General features: G+C 73.2%; 14 protein-coding genes and 1 riboswitch. Of the genes, 7 read left to right on the plus strand and 7 right to left on the minus strand.

The window, feature by feature from the left end:
- Positions 1 to 259: 259 nt before the first annotated feature.
- Genes ACFU74_RS29405 through ACFU74_RS29415 form a run of 3 tightly spaced genes read right to left on the minus strand, consistent with a single transcriptional unit; the run spans position 260 to position 3491 of the window.
- Complete coding sequence (locus ACFU74_RS29405) at positions 260 to 1339, minus strand: threonine aldolase family protein (RefSeq protein ID WP_380762109.1); 1080 nt, start codon at positions 1337 to 1339, stop codon at positions 260 to 262.
- The gene (locus tag ACFU74_RS29410; protein WP_380762111.1) at positions 1336 to 2094 is read right to left on the minus strand and encodes an SDR family oxidoreductase; all 759 of its coding nucleotides are present in this window, start codon (positions 2092 to 2094) and stop codon (positions 1336 to 1338) included. Before ACFU74_RS29410 ends, ACFU74_RS29405 begins: the two co-directional genes overlap by 4 nt.
- Positions 2091 to 3491: a DUF6421 family protein gene (locus ACFU74_RS29415; RefSeq protein WP_380762113.1), complete on the minus strand. Its 1401-nt coding sequence runs from the start codon at positions 3489 to 3491 to the stop codon at positions 2091 to 2093. Before ACFU74_RS29415 ends, ACFU74_RS29410 begins: the two co-directional genes overlap by 4 nt.
- Positions 3492 to 3844: 353 nt before the next feature.
- On the opposite strand from ACFU74_RS29415, the gene ACFU74_RS29420 reads away from it, so the two are divergent.
- Both ACFU74_RS29420 and ACFU74_RS29425 read left to right on the plus strand, forming a co-directional pair.
- Positions 3845 to 4462 (plus strand): DUF5134 domain-containing protein, encoded by a 618-nt coding sequence (locus tag ACFU74_RS29420; RefSeq protein WP_380762115.1) that lies wholly within the window; start codon positions 3845 to 3847, stop codon positions 4460 to 4462.
- A gap of 153 nt (positions 4463 to 4615) precedes the next feature.
- On the plus strand, positions 4616 to 5578 hold the full coding sequence (locus ACFU74_RS29425) for a M56 family metallopeptidase (RefSeq protein WP_380762117.1): 963 nt from the start codon (positions 4616 to 4618) through the stop codon (positions 5576 to 5578).
- A gap of 12 nt (positions 5579 to 5590) precedes the next feature.
- Here ACFU74_RS29425 and ACFU74_RS29430 read toward each other — a convergent pair whose 3' ends face one another.
- Positions 5591 to 6070: a MarR family winged helix-turn-helix transcriptional regulator gene (locus ACFU74_RS29430; RefSeq protein ID WP_380762119.1), complete on the minus strand. Its 480-nt coding sequence runs from the start codon at positions 6068 to 6070 to the stop codon at positions 5591 to 5593.
- Positions 6071 to 6158: 88 nt separating this feature from the next.
- Between ACFU74_RS29430 and ACFU74_RS29435 the strand changes: the two genes are divergently transcribed.
- Both ACFU74_RS29435 and ACFU74_RS29440 read left to right on the plus strand, forming a co-directional pair.
- Positions 6159 to 7682 (plus strand): MFS transporter, encoded by a 1524-nt coding sequence (locus ACFU74_RS29435; protein ID WP_380762121.1) that lies wholly within the window; start codon positions 6159 to 6161, stop codon positions 7680 to 7682.
- A 260-nt stretch (positions 7683 to 7942) separates the two neighbouring features.
- Complete coding sequence (locus tag ACFU74_RS29440) at positions 7943 to 8548, plus strand: TetR/AcrR family transcriptional regulator (RefSeq protein WP_380762123.1); 606 nt, start codon at positions 7943 to 7945, stop codon at positions 8546 to 8548.
- 76 nt (positions 8549 to 8624) lie between these two features.
- Here the strand turns inward: ACFU74_RS29440 and ACFU74_RS29445 are convergent, their stop codons facing one another.
- Complete coding sequence (locus tag ACFU74_RS29445) at positions 8625 to 9491, minus strand: helix-turn-helix transcriptional regulator (protein ID WP_344327623.1); 867 nt, start codon at positions 9489 to 9491, stop codon at positions 8625 to 8627.
- A gap of 414 nt (positions 9492 to 9905) precedes the next feature.
- Between ACFU74_RS29445 and ACFU74_RS29450 the strand changes: the two genes are divergently transcribed.
- Entirely contained in the window at positions 9906 to 10433 is a 528-nt protein-coding gene (locus ACFU74_RS29450) for an ATP-binding protein (protein ID WP_380762125.1), read from the plus strand.
- Positions 10434 to 10802: 369 nt separating this feature from the next.
- Here the strand turns inward: ACFU74_RS29450 and ACFU74_RS29455 are convergent, their stop codons facing one another.
- The gene (locus tag ACFU74_RS29455; RefSeq protein ID WP_380762126.1) at positions 10803 to 11066 is read right to left on the minus strand and encodes a DUF397 domain-containing protein; all 264 of its coding nucleotides are present in this window, start codon (positions 11064 to 11066) and stop codon (positions 10803 to 10805) included.
- Between the two features lie 514 nt (positions 11067 to 11580).
- Between ACFU74_RS29455 and ACFU74_RS29460 the strand changes: the two genes are divergently transcribed.
- Positions 11581 to 12501, plus strand: a complete 921-nt coding sequence (locus tag ACFU74_RS29460) for a hypothetical protein (RefSeq protein WP_380762128.1) — start codon at positions 11581 to 11583, stop codon at positions 12499 to 12501.
- A gap of 55 nt (positions 12502 to 12556) precedes the next feature.
- Here ACFU74_RS29460 and ACFU74_RS29465 read toward each other — a convergent pair whose 3' ends face one another.
- Positions 12557 to 14770 carry a hypothetical protein gene (locus ACFU74_RS29465; RefSeq protein ID WP_380762130.1) on the minus strand — a complete coding sequence of 738 codons (2214 nt, stop codon included), beginning with the start codon at positions 14768 to 14770 and terminating at the stop codon, positions 12557 to 12559.
- A 271-nt stretch (positions 14771 to 15041) separates the two neighbouring features.
- A riboswitch (cyclic di-AMP (ydaO/yuaA leader) is annotated at positions 15042 to 15203 on the plus strand.
- Between ACFU74_RS29465 and ACFU74_RS29470 the strand changes: the two genes are divergently transcribed.
- Positions 15190 to 16491 (plus strand): transglycosylase family protein, encoded by a 1302-nt coding sequence (locus tag ACFU74_RS29470; protein WP_380762132.1) that lies wholly within the window; start codon positions 15190 to 15192, stop codon positions 16489 to 16491. It overlaps the preceding riboswitch by 14 nt.
- Positions 16492 to 16541: the final 50 nt, after the last annotated feature.

The following is a 16541-nucleotide window of genomic DNA, read 5'->3' on the forward strand; positions in this document are numbered from 1 at the left end:
CGCTGTTGAGTTCTCAAGGAACGGACGCTTCCTTCAGGCGGCTTTCACACCGGCCCTCCGGGCGCTTCGTTCTTTCGTGTTTCCAGCTTATCAGACGTTTTCCGCTCCGTTTTCCGGAGTTTCATTCACCCGACTTTGCTTTCCGCTTGTCCCCGCTCTCTCGCGGCGACTCCGGAACTGTATGGGAGGCGGCACGCCACATGCAAATCGTCCCGCCCTGCTGGCGCAGGACGGGACGACAGGCGGTTCGGAGTCCGCGTCAGGCGCGGCCCATCTCCTCGGCGATGGCCGCCGCGAAGGCGTCGATGTCGGCCTCCGTGGTGTCGAAGGCGCACATCCAGCGGACCTCACCGGTGTGCTCGTCCCAGAAGTAGAAGCGGTAGCGCTTCTGGAGCCGCTCGCTCACCTCCCGCGGGAGGATCGCGAACACCGCGTTCGCCTGGGCGGGGCGGACGACGGTCACGCCGTCGATCCCGCGGACCGCCGACTCCAGCCGGCTCGCCATGGCATTGGCGTGGCCGGCGTTGCGGAGGTAGAGGTCGCCGGAGAGCAGCGCCTCGAACTGGACCGAGACGAAGCGCATCTTCGACGCGAGCTGCATCGAGGTCTTGCGCAGGAACTTGATGTTCCGGACCTTCTCGGGGTTGAGCACGACCACGCACTCGCCGAACAGCAGGCCGTTCTTGGTGCCGCCGAAGGAGAGCACGTCGACGCCGACGTCCGTGGTGAAGGCGCGCAGCGGGACGCCGAGCGAGGCGGCGGCGTTGGCCAGCCGCGAGCCGTCCACGTGGACCAGCATGCCGAGCTGGTGCGCGTGGTCGACGATCGCCCGGATCTCCTCCACGGTGTAGAGGGTGCCGAGCTCGGTGCTCTGGGTGATGGAGACCGCGAGCGGCTGGGCGCGGTGCTCGTCGCCGTAGCCCCAGGCCTGCCGGTCGATGAGCTCGGGGGTGAGCTTGCCGTCCGGGGTGGGGACGGTGAGCAGCTTGATGCCGCCCATCTTCTCCGGCGCGCCGCCCTCGTCCACGTTGATGTGGGCGGTCTCGGCGGCGATCACCGCGCCCCAGCGCGGGAGCAGGGCCTGGAGGGCGACGACGTTGGCACCGGTGCCGTTGAAGACGGGGTACGCCTCGGCCTGGTCGCCGAAGTGGCGGCGGAAGACGTCCTGGAGGTGGGCGGTGTAGTCGTCCTCACCGTAGGCGACCTGGTGGCCGCCGTTGGCGAGGGCTATCGCGGAGAGGACCTCGGGGTGCACGCCGGCGTAGTTGTCGCTGGCGAAGCCGCGGACGGCGGGGTCGTGCCGCCGTACCGCGTCCGTGGTGCCGGAAAGGTCGGTCATCGGGCTGTCAGCCACAGGTGCTGTCCGTTCAGTTCTTCTGCGGGGCGGTCCCAGAGGCCCGCCAGGTGTGCGGCGAGGTCGGCGGTGTCGGTGAAGCCGGCGAACTTCGCCTCCGGCTTCTCGGCCCGCATCTCGGGACTGACCAACGCCTTGATCACCAGGATGGCAGCCGCGGCGGTGGGCTTGCCGTCCTCGGCGGTGGTCTCCTTGCGGAAGGAGTCCGCCATGGCGAGCGTCCAGGCCTCGGTGGCGGCCTTGGCGGCGGCGTAGGCGGCGCCGCCGGAGGTGGGCTTGTGCGCGGCGGCGGCGGAGATCATCGCGTAGCGGCCGGACTCGCTGCGGACCAGGGCGGGCTGGAACGCCAGCGAGGTGTGCTGGAGGGTCCGCACGACGGTGTCGTGCAGGAAGTCCCAGTCGTCGATCCGGCTCTCGAAGAAGCTCTTGCTGCCTCGCCAGCCGCCGACCAGGTGGAAGACGCCGTCGACGTGGCCGTGCTCGGCCTCCAGGTGGTCGGCCCAGTCGTGGACCTCCTGGGGGTCGAGGAGGTCGATGACCTGGCCGCTGACGCGCGCTCCGCGCACGGCGACGCGCACGGTGTCGAGGGCGGCCTCCAGTCGCTGGGCGTCGATGTCGGCGCCGATGACGGTGGCGCCGTCGGCGGCGAGGCGGCGCAGTACGGCCTGGCCGGCCGGGCCGCTGGCTCCGGCGACGGCGATGACCTTGCCGGTCAGCGGTCCCTTGGGTGCGGTGGTCACGCGGCGGCTCCCTGGAGGCCGGCACCGGTGATGCCGGTGGTGGAGGCGATGACGCCGCCGAGCTTCTTGGAGAGGGCCTCGTAGAACATGCTCAGCGGGAACTCGTCGGGGAGCACAGCGTCGCACAGGGCCTTGTTGAGCGCCTTGCCGTCGGTGAGGTCGAAGGGCAGCGCCTCGGTGCCCTTGGCCCAGGTGGAGGCGGGGTGCGGGGTGAGGTAGCGGGAGACCAGCTCGTAGGCGGCGATCCAGTGGGCCGGCTTGGGGCGGTCGATGCCGTCGCGGTAGAGGGTCTCGATCTCGGCGCAGAGCGCGTTGGTGACCTGCGGGGCGCGGTCCCAGTCGATGCTGAGGCGGTTGTCGCGCCAGCGCAGGGCGTCGTGCTTGTGCAGGTAGGCGAAGAGCAGCTGGCCGCCCATGCCGTCGTAGTTGCGCACGCGGTCGCCGGAGACCGGGAAGCGGAAGAGGCGGTCGAAGAGGATCGCGTACTGGACGTCGCGGGCGTGCTCGTTGCCCTCGGTCTCCAGCTGCACCGCCTCCTTGAAGGTGGTGAGGTCGCAGCGGAGCTCCTCCAGGCCGTACATCCAGAACGGGCTGCGCTGCTTGATCATGAAGGGGTCGAACGGCAGGTCGCCGTGGCTGTGGGTCCGGTCGTGGATGAGGTCCCAGAGCACGAAGGTCTGCTGTGCGCGCTCCTGGTCCTCCAGCAGGCCGGCGGCGTCGGCGGGGATCTCCAGGCCGAGCAGGTCGACGGCGTTGGTGGTGACGACGCGGAAGCGGGCGGCCTCGCGGTCGCAGAAGATGCCGCCCCAGGTGAAACGTTCCGGCGCCTTGCGCACGGCCACGGTCTCGGGGAAGAGGACGGCGGAGTTGGTGTCGTAGCCGGACGTGAAGTCGTTGAAGGTGATCGGCACGAACATCGGGTTGTCGAAGCGGGTCCGCTCCAGCTCGGCGAGCCACTCGGGCCACACGACGTTCAGCAGGACGGCTTCGAGGTTGCGGTTCGGGTTGCCGTTCTGGGTGTACATCGGGAAGACGACCAGGTGCTGGAGGCCGTCCTCGCGCTGGTCGGCGGGCTGGAAGGCGAGCAGCGAGTCCAGGAAGTCGGGCTCCCGGTAGCCGGTGTCGGCCCACTTGGCCAGGTCGGCGTCGACGGCGGCCAGGTAGGCGGCGTCGTGCGGGAAGTGCGGGGCCAGCTCCGCGACGGCGGTGCGCACGGTGGCGACCAGCGGGTCGACGGTCTGGCGCTGCACGGCGGACAGGTCGATGGAGCCGTCCTTGGACTGCAGGGGGCGCAGGGTCTCGACGGCGTCCTTCAGACGCAGCCAGGCGGGGTGCTCGGCGAGGTTCTGGACCGGGGCGTCGGCCGCCACAGCGAGCCTTGGCGAAAGATTCTGCATCGTGGACTCACTTCGACAGGAGGGTTTTCAACGAGACCACCATAAGTACGAAAGGTTCTTCTGTTCAAGGGGGGTCCTGGCGGCGGATCTGCGGTGAGCTTCGACCGAAGCGCGCGCGGCGGGGGTGTGAACGGCCCGTGGGATCTTCCGGACGACGGGGGACGAAGCCTCCCAAGGCGACCATGCCGCGCGTGTCCGGGGCCCGCCACCGGGGAAGAGATCACGGACCGGCGCGGGCTGCCGGCCGCACCACGACCGACACGTCCATGCGCCCCCGTTCGCGCCCTGCTGCCCATGGCGGTCAGCGGTGATCGTGGACGGGACGCCCGTCCGCGCCGCCCGGGAGGCCGACGTTGCACGGTCCGGACCTGGTCAGCTGGCTGCTCGCCGTCCTCACCGCGGTGTCCGGGGGCTACTGCCTCTCCCGGCTGCGCCACGCCCCGTGCTCCCCCGCGGAGGGCGCGCCGACGGGGAGCACGCGGGCGGACGGCACGACGACGGTCCGGCGGCGGTGGCGCGACCACGAGTCGGACCTCGCCGAGGGGTTGATGGGCTGCGGCATGGCGGCCATGGCGGTGACCGGGACGGCCGTGCCCGGCGAGGTGTGGGCCTGGGTGTACGGTCCGCCCGCGGTACTCCTGCTGCTGGCGGCCGCCCGCCGCCCGGACCGGCGCGCACACCGGCTGCACCACGCCGTCGGCGCGCTGGCGATGACCTACATGGCACTGGTGATGGCCGCCGGGTCCGGCCACTCCGGGCACCACGCGGCGGCGGACTCGCCGGCGCTGACCGGGGCGCTGCTCGCCTACTTCGGCGGGTACGCGCTGTGGTCCGGCAGCCGGCTGCTGAGCACGAGCGGCGGCACGGTACCCACGAGCGGCGGCACGGTGCCGGTGGCCTCGGCCGGGCTGACCAAGGCCTGCCGGCTCTCGGTGGTCATCGGCATGTTCGCCATGCTCCTGACCATGTAGCCGTCGGCGCCGGGCCGGCGGCACCCGACGCGCCGGAGCGCGGCCGTGGCGTTGGTCACGGGTGGCCGAAATCCGTACCACCCCGCCGCGCCGACGCATAAGTTGGCGGGAAGCGCACTGTCGCGCTCCGTGCCTCCTCGGGGAGCCCATGCCATGACGGCCCTGCTCGGCCTGCTCCTGCTCGGACTGCTGCTCGCCACCGCCGCTCCCCGGCTGCTGACCCGGGCGCGCTGGGTGGAGCGTGAACCGGTGCTGGCGCTGCTGGCCTGGCAGTGCCTGGTGGTGGCCGTGCTGCTGTGCTGCGCGCTGAGCCTGCTGCTCGCCGCGATGGCCGCCCTGCCCGCCCTGCGCGAGGTGCTGTTCTCCTTCGCGCCGAGGGGTGTGGAGGCCGCGTACGGGCTGCACAACGCCGAGGGCTGGGGCCGGCTCTGCGCGGCGGTGCTGGCGGCGGGCGGGCTGCAGACGGTGTTCGCGCTGACCCGCGAGGTCCGGACGGCGAAGGCGCTGCGGGACCGCCGGCACGCCCAACTGGCCCAGCTGTCACCGCCGTTGCCGGAGTCGATCGAGCCGGTCTCGGGCCAGGGAGCCCGGCCGCGCCGGGAGCGGCTGGTGGTGCTGGAGAACGTCCGTCCGGAGGCGTGGTCGCTGCCGGGGCACGACTCCCGGCTGGTGGTGACCACCGGGGCGATGCGACAGCTGACCGACCGGGAGCTGGCCGCGGTCCTCAGCCACGAGCGCGGGCACGTCCGGGCCCGGCACCACTGGCTGGCCCAGGGCGCGCAGGCGCTCGCCTCCGGTTTTCCCGGGGTCGGGGTGTTCCGCGCCTTCCGGGACCAGGTGGGCGAGCTGGTGGAGCTGGCGGCGGACGACCGGGCGGCGCGCCGGCACGGGCGGCACACCACTGCCCTGGCGCTGGCCGAGCTCAACCTGGGGCGCGGGGTGTTCGGCTCCTGCCCGCCCGGGCTGGCGCAGTCCCCGAAGCGGGTGGACCGGCTGCTGGCGGGGCGGCCGCGGCTTTCGGTGCCGAACCGGCTCCGGCTGACGCTGGTCGCCCTGGCGGCGCCCGCCGCGACCGTGGCGCTGGCCGTCGCGCCGGGCCTGCTGGCGCTGCGCTGAGCGCCGCCGCGGTCAGGAACCCGCGGAACCCGCGGGAGCGGCGGGCGGGTTGACGGCGGATCGGCCGGCGATCGGCCCGCAGGCGGCCACCGGGTCGTCGTCCAGGGTGAGCGAGAGCACCTCGCGGTGCAGCGGGCGAGCCTCGGTGTAGCGCCGGCGCCCCTCCCCGGTCAGCGCGACCTTGATGCCGCGCCGGTCGTCGGCGCACATCGCACGGGTGACCAGCCCGGCCTTCTCCAGCCGGCCGATCAGCCGGGAGAGCGCGCTCTGGCTGAGGTGCACGGTGGGGGCCAGCTCCTGGACCCGCAGTCCGCCGCCGGTGCCGTCGCAGCCCTCGACCAGGCGTTCCAGCACCTCGAACTCGCTCATGCCCAGCCCGTGCTTCTCGCCGAGCTCGCGGTCGAGCAGGCAGGCGGTCTGGGCATGCCGGGCCAGCAGGTCGCGCCACTGGGCGACCAGACCTGCCTCCGCCGGGGAGTCGAGTTCAGTCACGCCGCCACGGTACCACAGGCGCAAGCAACTTATGCGTTAACATCTTATTCACTTGCATTGGATGCATGTGCATGTAGCCTCTTGCGACATGACCTCAGCGACCGCCACGACACCCGACGCACCGTCAGCTGCCGGGGGCCACTGGACTCCTCGCCTCTGGGGCACGCTCATCGTGCTCTGCGCCGCGCTCTTCCTGGACGCCCTGGACGTCTCGATGGTGGGCATCGCCCTGCCGTCCATCGGCTCCGAACTGCACCTCTCCACCTCCACCCTGCAGTGGGTGGTCTCCGGCTACGTGCTCGGCTACGGCGGCCTGCTGCTGCTCGGCGGCCGCACCGCCGACCTGCTCGGCCGCCGCCGGGTCTTCCTGACCGCGCTCGCCGTCTTCGCCGCCGCCTCCCTGCTCGGCGGCCTGGTCGACGACGGCGGCCTGCTGATCGCCGCCCGCTTCCTCAAGGGCGTCGCCGCCGCCTTCACCGCGCCGGCCGGCCTGTCGATCATCACCACGACGTTCCCCGAGGGCCCCGCCCGCAACCGGGCGCTGTCGATCTACACCACCTGCGGCGCCAGCGGCTTCTCGCTCGGCCTGGTGCTCAGCGGACTGCTCACCTCGGTCGGCTGGCGCTGGACCTTCCTGATGCCGGTCCCGATCGCGCTGATCGCCCTGGCCTTCGCCGTCCGGCTGCTCCCCCGCCCGGTGGAGGAGAAGGCGCACGGCCGCTACGACGTGCTCGGTGCCATCACCGGCACCGGCGCCGTCCTGCTGCTGGTCTTCACCGCCACCGAGGCGCAGGGCGCGGGCTGGCTCAGCCTGCGCACCCTGGGCTCGCTCGCCGCCGTGGTGCTGCTCGTCGCGGCCTTCCTGGTGGTCGAGAGCCGCACCGCGCACCCGCTGGTGCGGCTCGGCATCTTCCGCAACGGCCGGGTCGCCCGGGCCAATGTGATCGCGTTCGCGATGGCCGGCGCGTACGGCGGCTTCCAGTTCGTGGTCACCCTCTACCTCCAGGACCTGCTCGGCTGGTCGGCCCTGGCGATGGCGCTCGGACTGCTCCCGGCCGGTGCGATGATCGCGCTCTCGGCGCCGTTCATGGGCCCGGTGGTGGACCGCTTCGGCACCGGCCGGCTGCTGCCGATCGGCCTGCTCGCCCTGGTCGCCGCCTTCGCGCTGTTCCTGCGGCTGGACGAGCACAGCTCGTACCCGGCGCTGGTGCTCCCGTCGATCGTCCTGCTGGGCGTCGGCTTCGCGCTGGCCTTCCCCTCGGTGAACATCGCCGCCACCGACGGGGTGGCCGACGAGGAGCAGGGGCTGGCCTCCGGGCTGGTGAACACCGCGATCCAGGTCGGCACCGCGGTCGTGCTGGCCGGCGCCACCGCGATCATCACCGCGGGCAACGGCGGCGGGACGAGTGCCCAGGCCCAGCTGGACGGCTACCGGCCCGCGCTGTTCTTCGTCACCGCGGTCGCGCTGGCCGGTCTGGTGATCGCCGTCGCCGGTGCCGTGCTGGACCGGCGGAAGAAGGCCACTCCCCCGTCCGTCCCGGACTATGATTATCCGTCAGCGGGCCGGGAAGACCTGGCTCAGCGGCGCGGCGAGATCCTCAGCAAGAGCTGACCCACAAGCACCGGACGGCCTCGGGGACCCCGGACAGCGGTCCCCGGCCGGAGTCCGGACCACGCCGTCGGGCAAGGCGCCGACTCTACCAAACCCCCGTGTTGGTAGGGCCGGCGCCTCCGTACGAACCGAACCGGACCGCCCGGCCGAGCGCCGGCCGCCGAGGTTCGGCCGCCGGCCCGGCCAGTATATTGGCCGCCAGCCAACGAACGTACGGAGCAGACACGATGGCACCTCGCGGGGATTCGGTCAATGAGGAGATGCGCCAGCGTTCCCGGCGACGCATCATGCGGGCCACCGTCGAACTGGTCGACCAGCGCGGCTACGCCGGCACCACGCTGACCGACATCGCCGAGCGGGCCGGGCTCGCGCGCGGACTGCTCTCCTACTACTTCGACGGCAAGCGGCTGCTGATGCAGTCCGCGACCCACCGGATGATGCACCAGGCGCTGACCGGCGCGCTCGGCGAACTGGACCCCGGAGCGGGCCCGGAGGCCCGGCTGGCCCGGGCCATCGACACGGTGCTCGGCCTGGCCATGGACCACCCGCGGGTGATGCGCTCGCACCTCGCGCTGATCCTCGACCCGGACACCGGCGCCTTCGTCCAGGACCCGGAGCAGCAGCGGCTCGGCGCCATCCTCCAGGGACTGCTGCGCGACTGGGGGGCGCCCGACCCGGCGGCCGAGCACGCGGTGCTGCGCAGCGCGCTGATGGGCGGCTGCATAGGCGTGCTGCTGCCCGGGGCCGAGCTCTCGCTGGCCCCGATCCGCGCCGACCTGTTCGGCCGCTACGGCCTGCCCTGGCACCTGGGCCGCCCGCCGCAGCCCCAGCCGCCGGAACGGGAGCGGCCGCCGGCCCGCGGCTGACCCGCGGCGGCCGGCGGCCGCCCCCCCGTCGTGCTCCGGTCGCCTCCCGGTCTCCCGGGCGCCTCCCGGCTCCCGCTCAGCGCTCCTTCAGGATCGAGGCCAGCAGGTCGATGGTGCGCTCGGGCGTGAGGCTGTCCACGCAGAGCCGCTCCATGACCTGGATGTAGGCGTCGACGTCGTCGCGCTTGTCCAGGTACAGCGCACTGGTCAGCTGCTCCAGGTAGACGACGTCCGCGAGGTCCTGCTCGGGGAAGCGCAGGATGGTGAACGCACCGGACTCACCGGCGTGCGCACCGAAGCGGAACGGCATGACCTGGATGACCACGTTGGCCTCCTCGGCGGCGTCGATCAGGTACTGGACCTGGCCGCGCATCACCTGGGGCCCGCCGACCGGCCGGCGCAGCGCGGCCTCGTCGATGACCGCCCAGAGCCGCGGGCTGTTGCCCTCGGTGAGCAGCTTCTGGCGGCGCATCCGCAGGCTGACCCTGCGCTCCACCTCCTCCTCGCTGATCACCGGCCGACTCTGGCCGAAAACCGCCCGTGCGTACTCCTCGGACTGGAGCAGGCCGGGGACGAACTGGACCTCGTAGGTACGGATGAGGGCAGCGGCCTCCTCCAGGCCGACATAGGTTTGGAACCAGCCCGGCAGGACGTCGTTGAAGCTGTGCCACCAGCCCGACTTGTTCGCCTCGCGGACCAGGCCGAGCAGTGCCTCGCGTTCGAGGCCGTCGTCCACGCCGTAGAGGCTGAGCAGGTCGGCGACGTCACGTTCCTTGAAGCTGACCCGGCCGAGTTCCATGCGGCTGATCTTGGACTCGGAGGCGCGAATCGCGTATCCCGCGTCCTCGCGGGTGATGCCGCGCGTCTCGCGGAGCCGGCGCAGCTGGGAGCCGAGGAGGATCCGGCGGACCATCGAGCCGCCGCCCGGCTGAACTGTGGTCATGCGGTCCTAACCTCCACCTAGGGCAAACAGCGCACAGTCTGCCATCAGTTGAGCGCTCACGGTGCCGATACTGACGGATGTTCCTATCAGTTCTGCGCTCCGCACACCAGGATGCACGTGCATCCGGCGCTTGCATATGCCATTTGAACGACTGCACGTGAATCGACTCTTGCATCTGCAGTGAGCGCAGAGCACGATGGTGCACGTGCACCTGCACATCCCTGGCAATCCCGCGGGCTCCGCGTCGACCCCACGCGCGATTCCGTGCACCGGCCCGGCAGCGCCCCCGCGCCTCCGGGCCCTCGTGCGCGCGCGCCTGGTCGAGGGGCGGCCGCGCGGCCGAGCGAGTCGGAGGTGACCGGCATGACCCCGGCGGGTCCAGCCGTGTCCGCCCCCTTATGGGAGGAGCTCTTCATGAGCACCGGAACGGCTTTGGCAGTCGACCCCCTAGTGGTCACCTGTACGCTCGCACCCCGCTATGAGGCCGTCAGAACCGCGCGCGACTTCGCCAGGACCGCCCTGCAGCGCTGGGGGCTGGGCGAGCTCTTCGACGATGTCGCGCTGGTCGCGTCCGAGCTGGTGACCAATGCGCTGCGGCACGCGATCGGCGCGTGCCCCACTGCGGCGGACGACTACGACTTTCCCACGTCGCCAGCCGCCGAGGGCCGGCTGCCGATCCGAATAAGCCTCGTGCACCGCGCGCCCCAGGTGGTCTGCGCGGTGAGCGATCCCAGCAGCACCGGCCCGGTGGCCCGGGAGGCGGACTTCGTGGCGGAGTCCGGCCGGGGCCTGCACCTGGTCGACTCGTTCAGCCGCTCCTGGGGCTGGCACCCGCTGGGCGGCGGCAAGGTCGTCTGGGCGCTGTTCGAGGCGGAACGGGCGCCGCTCCAGGCACCCGCCCCGGTGACGGAGTTCGGCGGACGGCACCGTCGTTCGGCCTGACGGACGACCGGTCAGGACGGGTACCCCGGCCGGCCACGGGTCCGGCGGTACGGCCCACGGAACCACCACAGCACGGCGAACGACACCCCGGTAGCGGCGACCGGCGGCCCTCGGGCAGCGGGCACCGGCAGCCCCCGGCGGTGGCGGCGACAGCCGTGGCGTTCCCGGCACACCCAGGGGCGCGGACCCCTGACGGGCGGCCCGGACGGCGTCCGCGGGACCGCACCCGGGGGATCACCGGGGCCGCAGAGGGGTCTCGGAGGGGACTCGGAGGGGACTCGCCCGGGCCTCACCTGGGCCGGAGAAAGACAAAGGCCGTCGTGGTGTCAGCACCCACGACGGCCCCCCGATGGTGAAGCCGGCGGCCGGTCAGACCGCCAGGTGGTCGAACTCCCCGTCCTTCGCCCCCAGGAGCAGTGCGGCGATCTCGGCCCGGGTGTAGATGAGTGCCGGACCGTCCGGGAAGCGCGAGTTGCGCATCGCCACCTCGCCCCCCGGCAGGGCGGCGAACTCGACGCAGTTCCCCTGGGAGTTGCTGTGCAGACTCTTCTGCCAGACCACACCCTCGAGATCGGTAGCGGCCATCCCGTTGTACGGGTCGTACGTGTCGTGCGTGTCGCGCGTGTCGTGCATAGAAATCTCCCGAAGAGCTCCGGAGTGGGTCGTTCAGCTCGGCGCCCCGGCCCCGGCCGAACGGACGGGCCGGCCCCGTACCGGCCCGGCACAACGCCTCACTTGACGCGATGATAGCTCCAGTGCACGTGCATCAGCACGGGACGTTGCAGGTGCACGGCCTTTTCGACACCGAACCGGAACTCTTCACAAGGCCCCCTACTGACGGTACGTAAACGGACATAGCTGACTGAATCGGCAAGCCGCCGATAACCGCCCGTAGGCGACCACCCGCCGATTGTTGATCTTCGAACGCCGGGAGTCGCCCTTCCGTGACGCTCCGTCAGCCCGTCCGCGCGCTGTGAGACATCTCACGCACGGAAGCCGCAACGCGGTTCCCGTTCCGGCGCATCTGACCGGGTAGCGGGAGAACCGTCGGCCTGGGGCCGGTTATGTCCGATTTTCGCAGTGGCCGCCCCTCCTGGTTCGGCAGCCGACTGCGGAGCGGGTGGGCCGATGTCCTACGATCTCCGCCATGAGCACCGCAGCCATCCCGGGCGCGCCACTGCCCGTCCGCACTCCAGGCTCCCGTGCGCGGGGGCGCCACCGCCGTCCCGAGCGCCCCGAGATCCCGGCCGGTTCCCCGGCCCTGCTGCTCGCCGTCCCCGCGGCCGCCGGGCCGGACTCCCGGTCCGTCGTCGAGGAGCTGCTGTCCATCGTCCGCAGCGAGCAGAACGGCGTCCGGACCATCGCCGGCTACCTCCCCTCCGGTGACGGCAACGCCGACGCGGACGACGAGCGCACCGTCGCCGAACTGCTGGCCGAGGCGGCCGGGGCGGGCCTGCCCGCGCCGGTCGTGGTGCCGCTGGTGCCCGGCCCGCACGACTTCCTCCCCGCGCTGCACGGGCTCGCCGCCGAGTACGGCGCCCCCGTCACCGACGCGCTGGGGCCGCACCCGCTGCTCGCCGAGGCCGTCCACGTCCGCCTCTCCGAGGCCGGGCTGGCCCGCGCCGACCGGGCCCGGCTGTTCGCCATCGCGACCGCCGCCGACGGCGTGGTGCTCACCACCGTCGGCGGGCAGGCCGCGGCCGACGCCGCCGGCATCACCGGCATGCTGCTGGCCGCCCGGCTCGCCGTGCCGGTCGTCGCCGCCGCGCTGGACGTACCCGGCTCGGTCGCCGACGCCGTCGCCCACCTCAAGGAGATGGGCGCCCAGAACCCGGCGCTCGCCCCGCTGGTGATCGGCCCTGAGGCGGACGCCGAGCTGCTCGCCGCGGCCGCCGAGGAGTCGGGCTGCCCGTCGGCCGCGCCGCTGGGCGCGTACCAGGCGGTCGGCCAGCTGGTCGCCTCCACCTACCTGGCCGCGCTGCCGGCCGCCGACCCCGGGGCCGCCGACCAGGCCGGCCCCGCGGAGGAGGACGGTCCGCGCGCCGGCGGGCGGCACGCCGCCCAGTAGCACCCCCGTGCGAAGGGCCCGGAACGGACGCACCGTTCCGGGCCCTTCTCCGTTCCTAGCGGCCCACCCGGGTGGTGGGCGCGGCGGCGTCCTTCAGTCTGAGCGCCGGCAGGCTCACCGGCCGCGACTGGCCGGCCAGGGTGGGCACCACGGCCGCGGCGGCGTTCCACTGCGGCCGGGCGGTGCCCTCCTCGCCCGCCCGGCGCACCTGGAGCACCTCGGTGGACCCGGCCCGGCGCAGCAGGATGTTCTTGGGCGGCCCGGCCTCCGGGTCGAGCCACAGCTCGTTGCCGCCGAACTCGCAGTCCAGCACCAGCAGGTCGTCCGGTTTGCCGTCGGCCCCGGCCCGGAAGGCGACCCCGGCCCGGCGGTAGCCGGTGAAGCGGCAGCGGCTGAAGGTGACGGACTCCCCGGCGAGCTCGTGCCGGGCGGTGGAGACCGCGAAGTCGCTGCGGCCGGCGGCGTCGATCAGCAGCCCGTCGAAGACGGTGCCCTTGTCCCGGCCGAGCGAGTGCAGCGCCACTCCCCCGCCCGCGTTGCCGTACAGCACGCTCGCCGTGTAGTCGAAGTCGTTGAGGTAGGCGCCGTGCTCGATGCCCCAGCCGCCGTTGTGGTAGGCCGCGAACTCGGTGACCACGTGGTGGTGCCTGGCGTTCAGCCAGACGAAGATCCCGTCCTGGAGGTTGTTGTGGGCCAGGCAGCGCTGGAAGGTCCACACGCCCTCGCTGTTCTCCGGCCACTCGAAGCCCGAGGCGCCGTTGGCCCCCTGGACGCCGACCGCCACGCAGTCCAGCGCCTTGCCGCCGGTGCCCGCGCCGAGGTTGAAACCGGTCAGCCGGTAGGCCCGGGGGTTGGGTTCGAGCAGGGTGCGGGAGGCGACGCAGGACTCGTAGACGATGTCGTCGGACGGCTGCTGGGGGGTGCGGGTGTCCAGCGGGCCGTCCCACCAGTAGGCGTCCTCCCACGTCTCGTGGCTGATGCAGGCGCGGAAGGTGATGCCGTGGCTGGCGTGCGGGACGTAGGCGTGGCTGCCGGCGTCGCGGACGACCACGCCCTCGACGACGGTGCCGCGGGTGGTGTCGCCGAGCCGGTGGAAGTGCAGGCCGTAGCGGCCGAGCACCGGCGCGGTGACCGGGGCGGCGCCGTCCGGGCCCTTCCAGGTCTCCTTGGTGTCGGCGCGCGGGCCGACCCAGCGCAGCGCGGTGTGCCGGACGTCGGCGCGCCGGGAGCTGGTGAGGTGGACGTGGGTGCGGCCCTCGGCGGTGCCCTCGACCCGGACGCTGCGGGTCAGGTTGAGCACCTCGGCGCCGGCGGTGACGCCCCCTCCGGCGGCGACCCCGGGGTGGGCGTGGCGGAGCGGGGCGTTCAGGGTGACGGTGGTTCCGCTGACGGACCGGATGGTGACGAGGTCGTAGGCGGCGGAGAAGCCGTCCTGGTCGGGCGGGCCGGTCGGGGTGACGGCGAGTTCGTCGCCGGGCAGCCAGCCGGCGGGCGGGGCGGCCAGCTCGACGGCGGTGTCGCCGGCCGCGAGTCCGCCCCCGGCGCGGACCCAGGCGGTCTTGGCGGCGCCGTCCAGCCGCAGGTAGCCGGCGCCGGTGACCCAGAGGCCGACGTCGGTGTCGACCACCTTCATGCCGTCGCCCTGGAAGCGCTTCTCGTCGACGGCGGGGAAGCGCAGGGTGTGGACGTGGTCGCCGTCGGGGGCGAGGGCGAGGGTGCCGCGGACCTCGACGTTGCCGGCGGCGGCGAGGGTGACGGTGCGGTCGGCGGCGAAGGTGAGCGCGCCGCCCGGCTCGACCAGCAGGGAGCCGACCTCGGCGTCGGTGTCGAGCAGCACCCGGTCGGTGATCCGCACGGCGCTGCGCGGGCCGGGCGGGCCGCCGCCCCAGCCGGCCCGGTCGGACCAGCGGCGCCCGCTCTGGTCGACGGTGGGTGCGGGGGCGGGCTGCTCGGGGGCCGCGCCGCCCGGCGGGGAGCCGCCGTGGCCGTCGGGGCCCATCGGGCCGGCCGCCTCGGTCGGGGTCGTGCCGATGGCGGCGGCCGGGGTGACGAGCCGGGTCTCGCCGGTCAGCGAGCGGCGCAGGATCTCCTCGCCGCTGATCGCCGCGAAGGCGGTGCCGACGGCGAGCCAGCGCAGTAGTGCCCGGCGGGTCAGGTGAGTTCGGGATGGTTCGGGTTGGATGTCCGCTCTGCGGTGCTTTGCCCGGCGATGCGCTCCACGCGGCCGGGCGGCCGGACGGGAGGCGTCCGGCTCCTCGTCGATGCCCATCGGTGCGTAGCCCTCTCCCGAGACGGCTGCGGCGCGTCGGCGCGGTGCCGACGCTCTGAAGCATAGGCAGTTGCGTTGGCCGCGACCGGCGTTGCGGGAAATCGGTCATTTCTGATCATGAAGGACAGTCGTTCGGCGGCGTTTTCGTAAACCGTGACGAGCGTCACACATGTTTGCGGTTTGAACGCGCCTCTGCTTAACGTGCTCCCCGTTCGTGGCCACACGGACCCAGCACGTCCGCGACGCCGAGTCCTGCCGTCGGGCGCGCTGGCAGCGCAATGCACCACGGCAGGAGCGGGGGAACCACAGGTAGTTCGCCCAGGACCGGTCCTTCGGGCCGGCCCCGGGCTAGGGGTGAAGCCGCGTCCACAGCGCGGCCGGGCAACTCCAGCCCGAATCCGACAGCTCACCTCGCAGGCGTGGGAGAGGACCGCGTCTTCATGCTGCCCACCAACGGCACCCGCCTGTCCGGCCGTACCCGTCGCGCGATCGCCGCCCTCGGCGTCGCGGGCATCGGTCTCACCGTCCCCTGCCTGACCTCCGGCACCGCCTCCGCCGCCTCCGTCGCCACCTGGGACAAGGTCGCCCAGTGCGAGAGCGGCGGCAACTGGAGCATCAACACCGGCAACGGCTTCTACGGCGGCCTCCAGTTCACCAGCTCCACCTGGGCGGGGTTCGGCGGCACCGCGTACGCCGCGCGCGCCGACCTGGCCACCAAGGACCAGCAGATCGCGATCGCCGAGAAGGTCCTGGCCGTGCAGGGCCCCGGCGCCTGGCCGGTCTGCTCGGTCAAAGCCGGCCTGACCAAGGGCGGCACCCCGGCCGCGGTGGACACCTCCGCCTCCGCCGCCGCCGAGCCGGCCGCCCCGGCCCGGACCCCCGCCCCGGCCGCCAAGCCCGCCGAGAAGCCCGCCGCCCAGCAGCCGGCCGCCAAGCCCGCCGCCGAGCCGCAGGCCCAGGCCCCGGCCGCCACGACCACCGCCCCCGCCGCCGAGCAGCGCCAGGACGGCCGGCAGTGGCGTCAGCAGGCCGGCCAGCAGGGCGCCGGGGCCTACACCGTGGCCGCCGGCGACTGGCTGTCCACCATCGCCGACGAGCAGCACGTCCAGGGCGGCTGGCAGCGCCTGTACGAGCTCAACCGCGCCACCCTGGCCGACGGCCCGCACACCATCTACCCGGGCCAGCGGCTGACCCTGGGCGACCGCGCCGACGGCCGGGACTTCGACTGGTTCAACCGCGCCGACAGCGGTACCCGGGCCCCGGCCGCCCGGCCGCAGAACCAGGCCCAGGCCCCCGCCGCCAAGCCGGCGGCCGAGCCCGCCGCGCAGGCCGAGACCCCGGCCCCGGCCCAGACCGCCACCGGCAGCATGGCCGCCGCCGTCTCCTTCGCCCAGTCGAAGGTCGGCCAGGCCTACGTCTACGGCGGCACCGGCAACGGCGGCTGGGACTGCTCCGGCCTGACCCAGGCCGCGCTGCGCGCCGCGGGCGTCTCCGTCCCGCGCGTCGCCGCCGACCAGGCCGCCGCGTCCACCCACGTCCCGCTGGACGCCCTCAAGCCGGGCGACCTGCTGTTCTGGTCCAACAACGGCAAGGACTCCGGCGTCTACCACGTCGCGCTCTACATCGGCGACGGCAAGTACGTCGAGGCCGCCAACCCGAAGTCGGGCGTGCGCGTCCAGACGGTCGCCAACTGGGCCCCGGACTTCGCCGGCCGGGTCTGATCCCGCCGCTCCGCGGCCCCCGGGGAGGAGCCGGTCGCTCCTCCCCGGGG

Source organism: Kitasatospora sp. NPDC057500, assembly GCF_042802195.1.
Lineage (GTDB): Bacteria > Actinomycetota > Actinomycetes > Streptomycetales > Streptomycetaceae > Kitasatospora.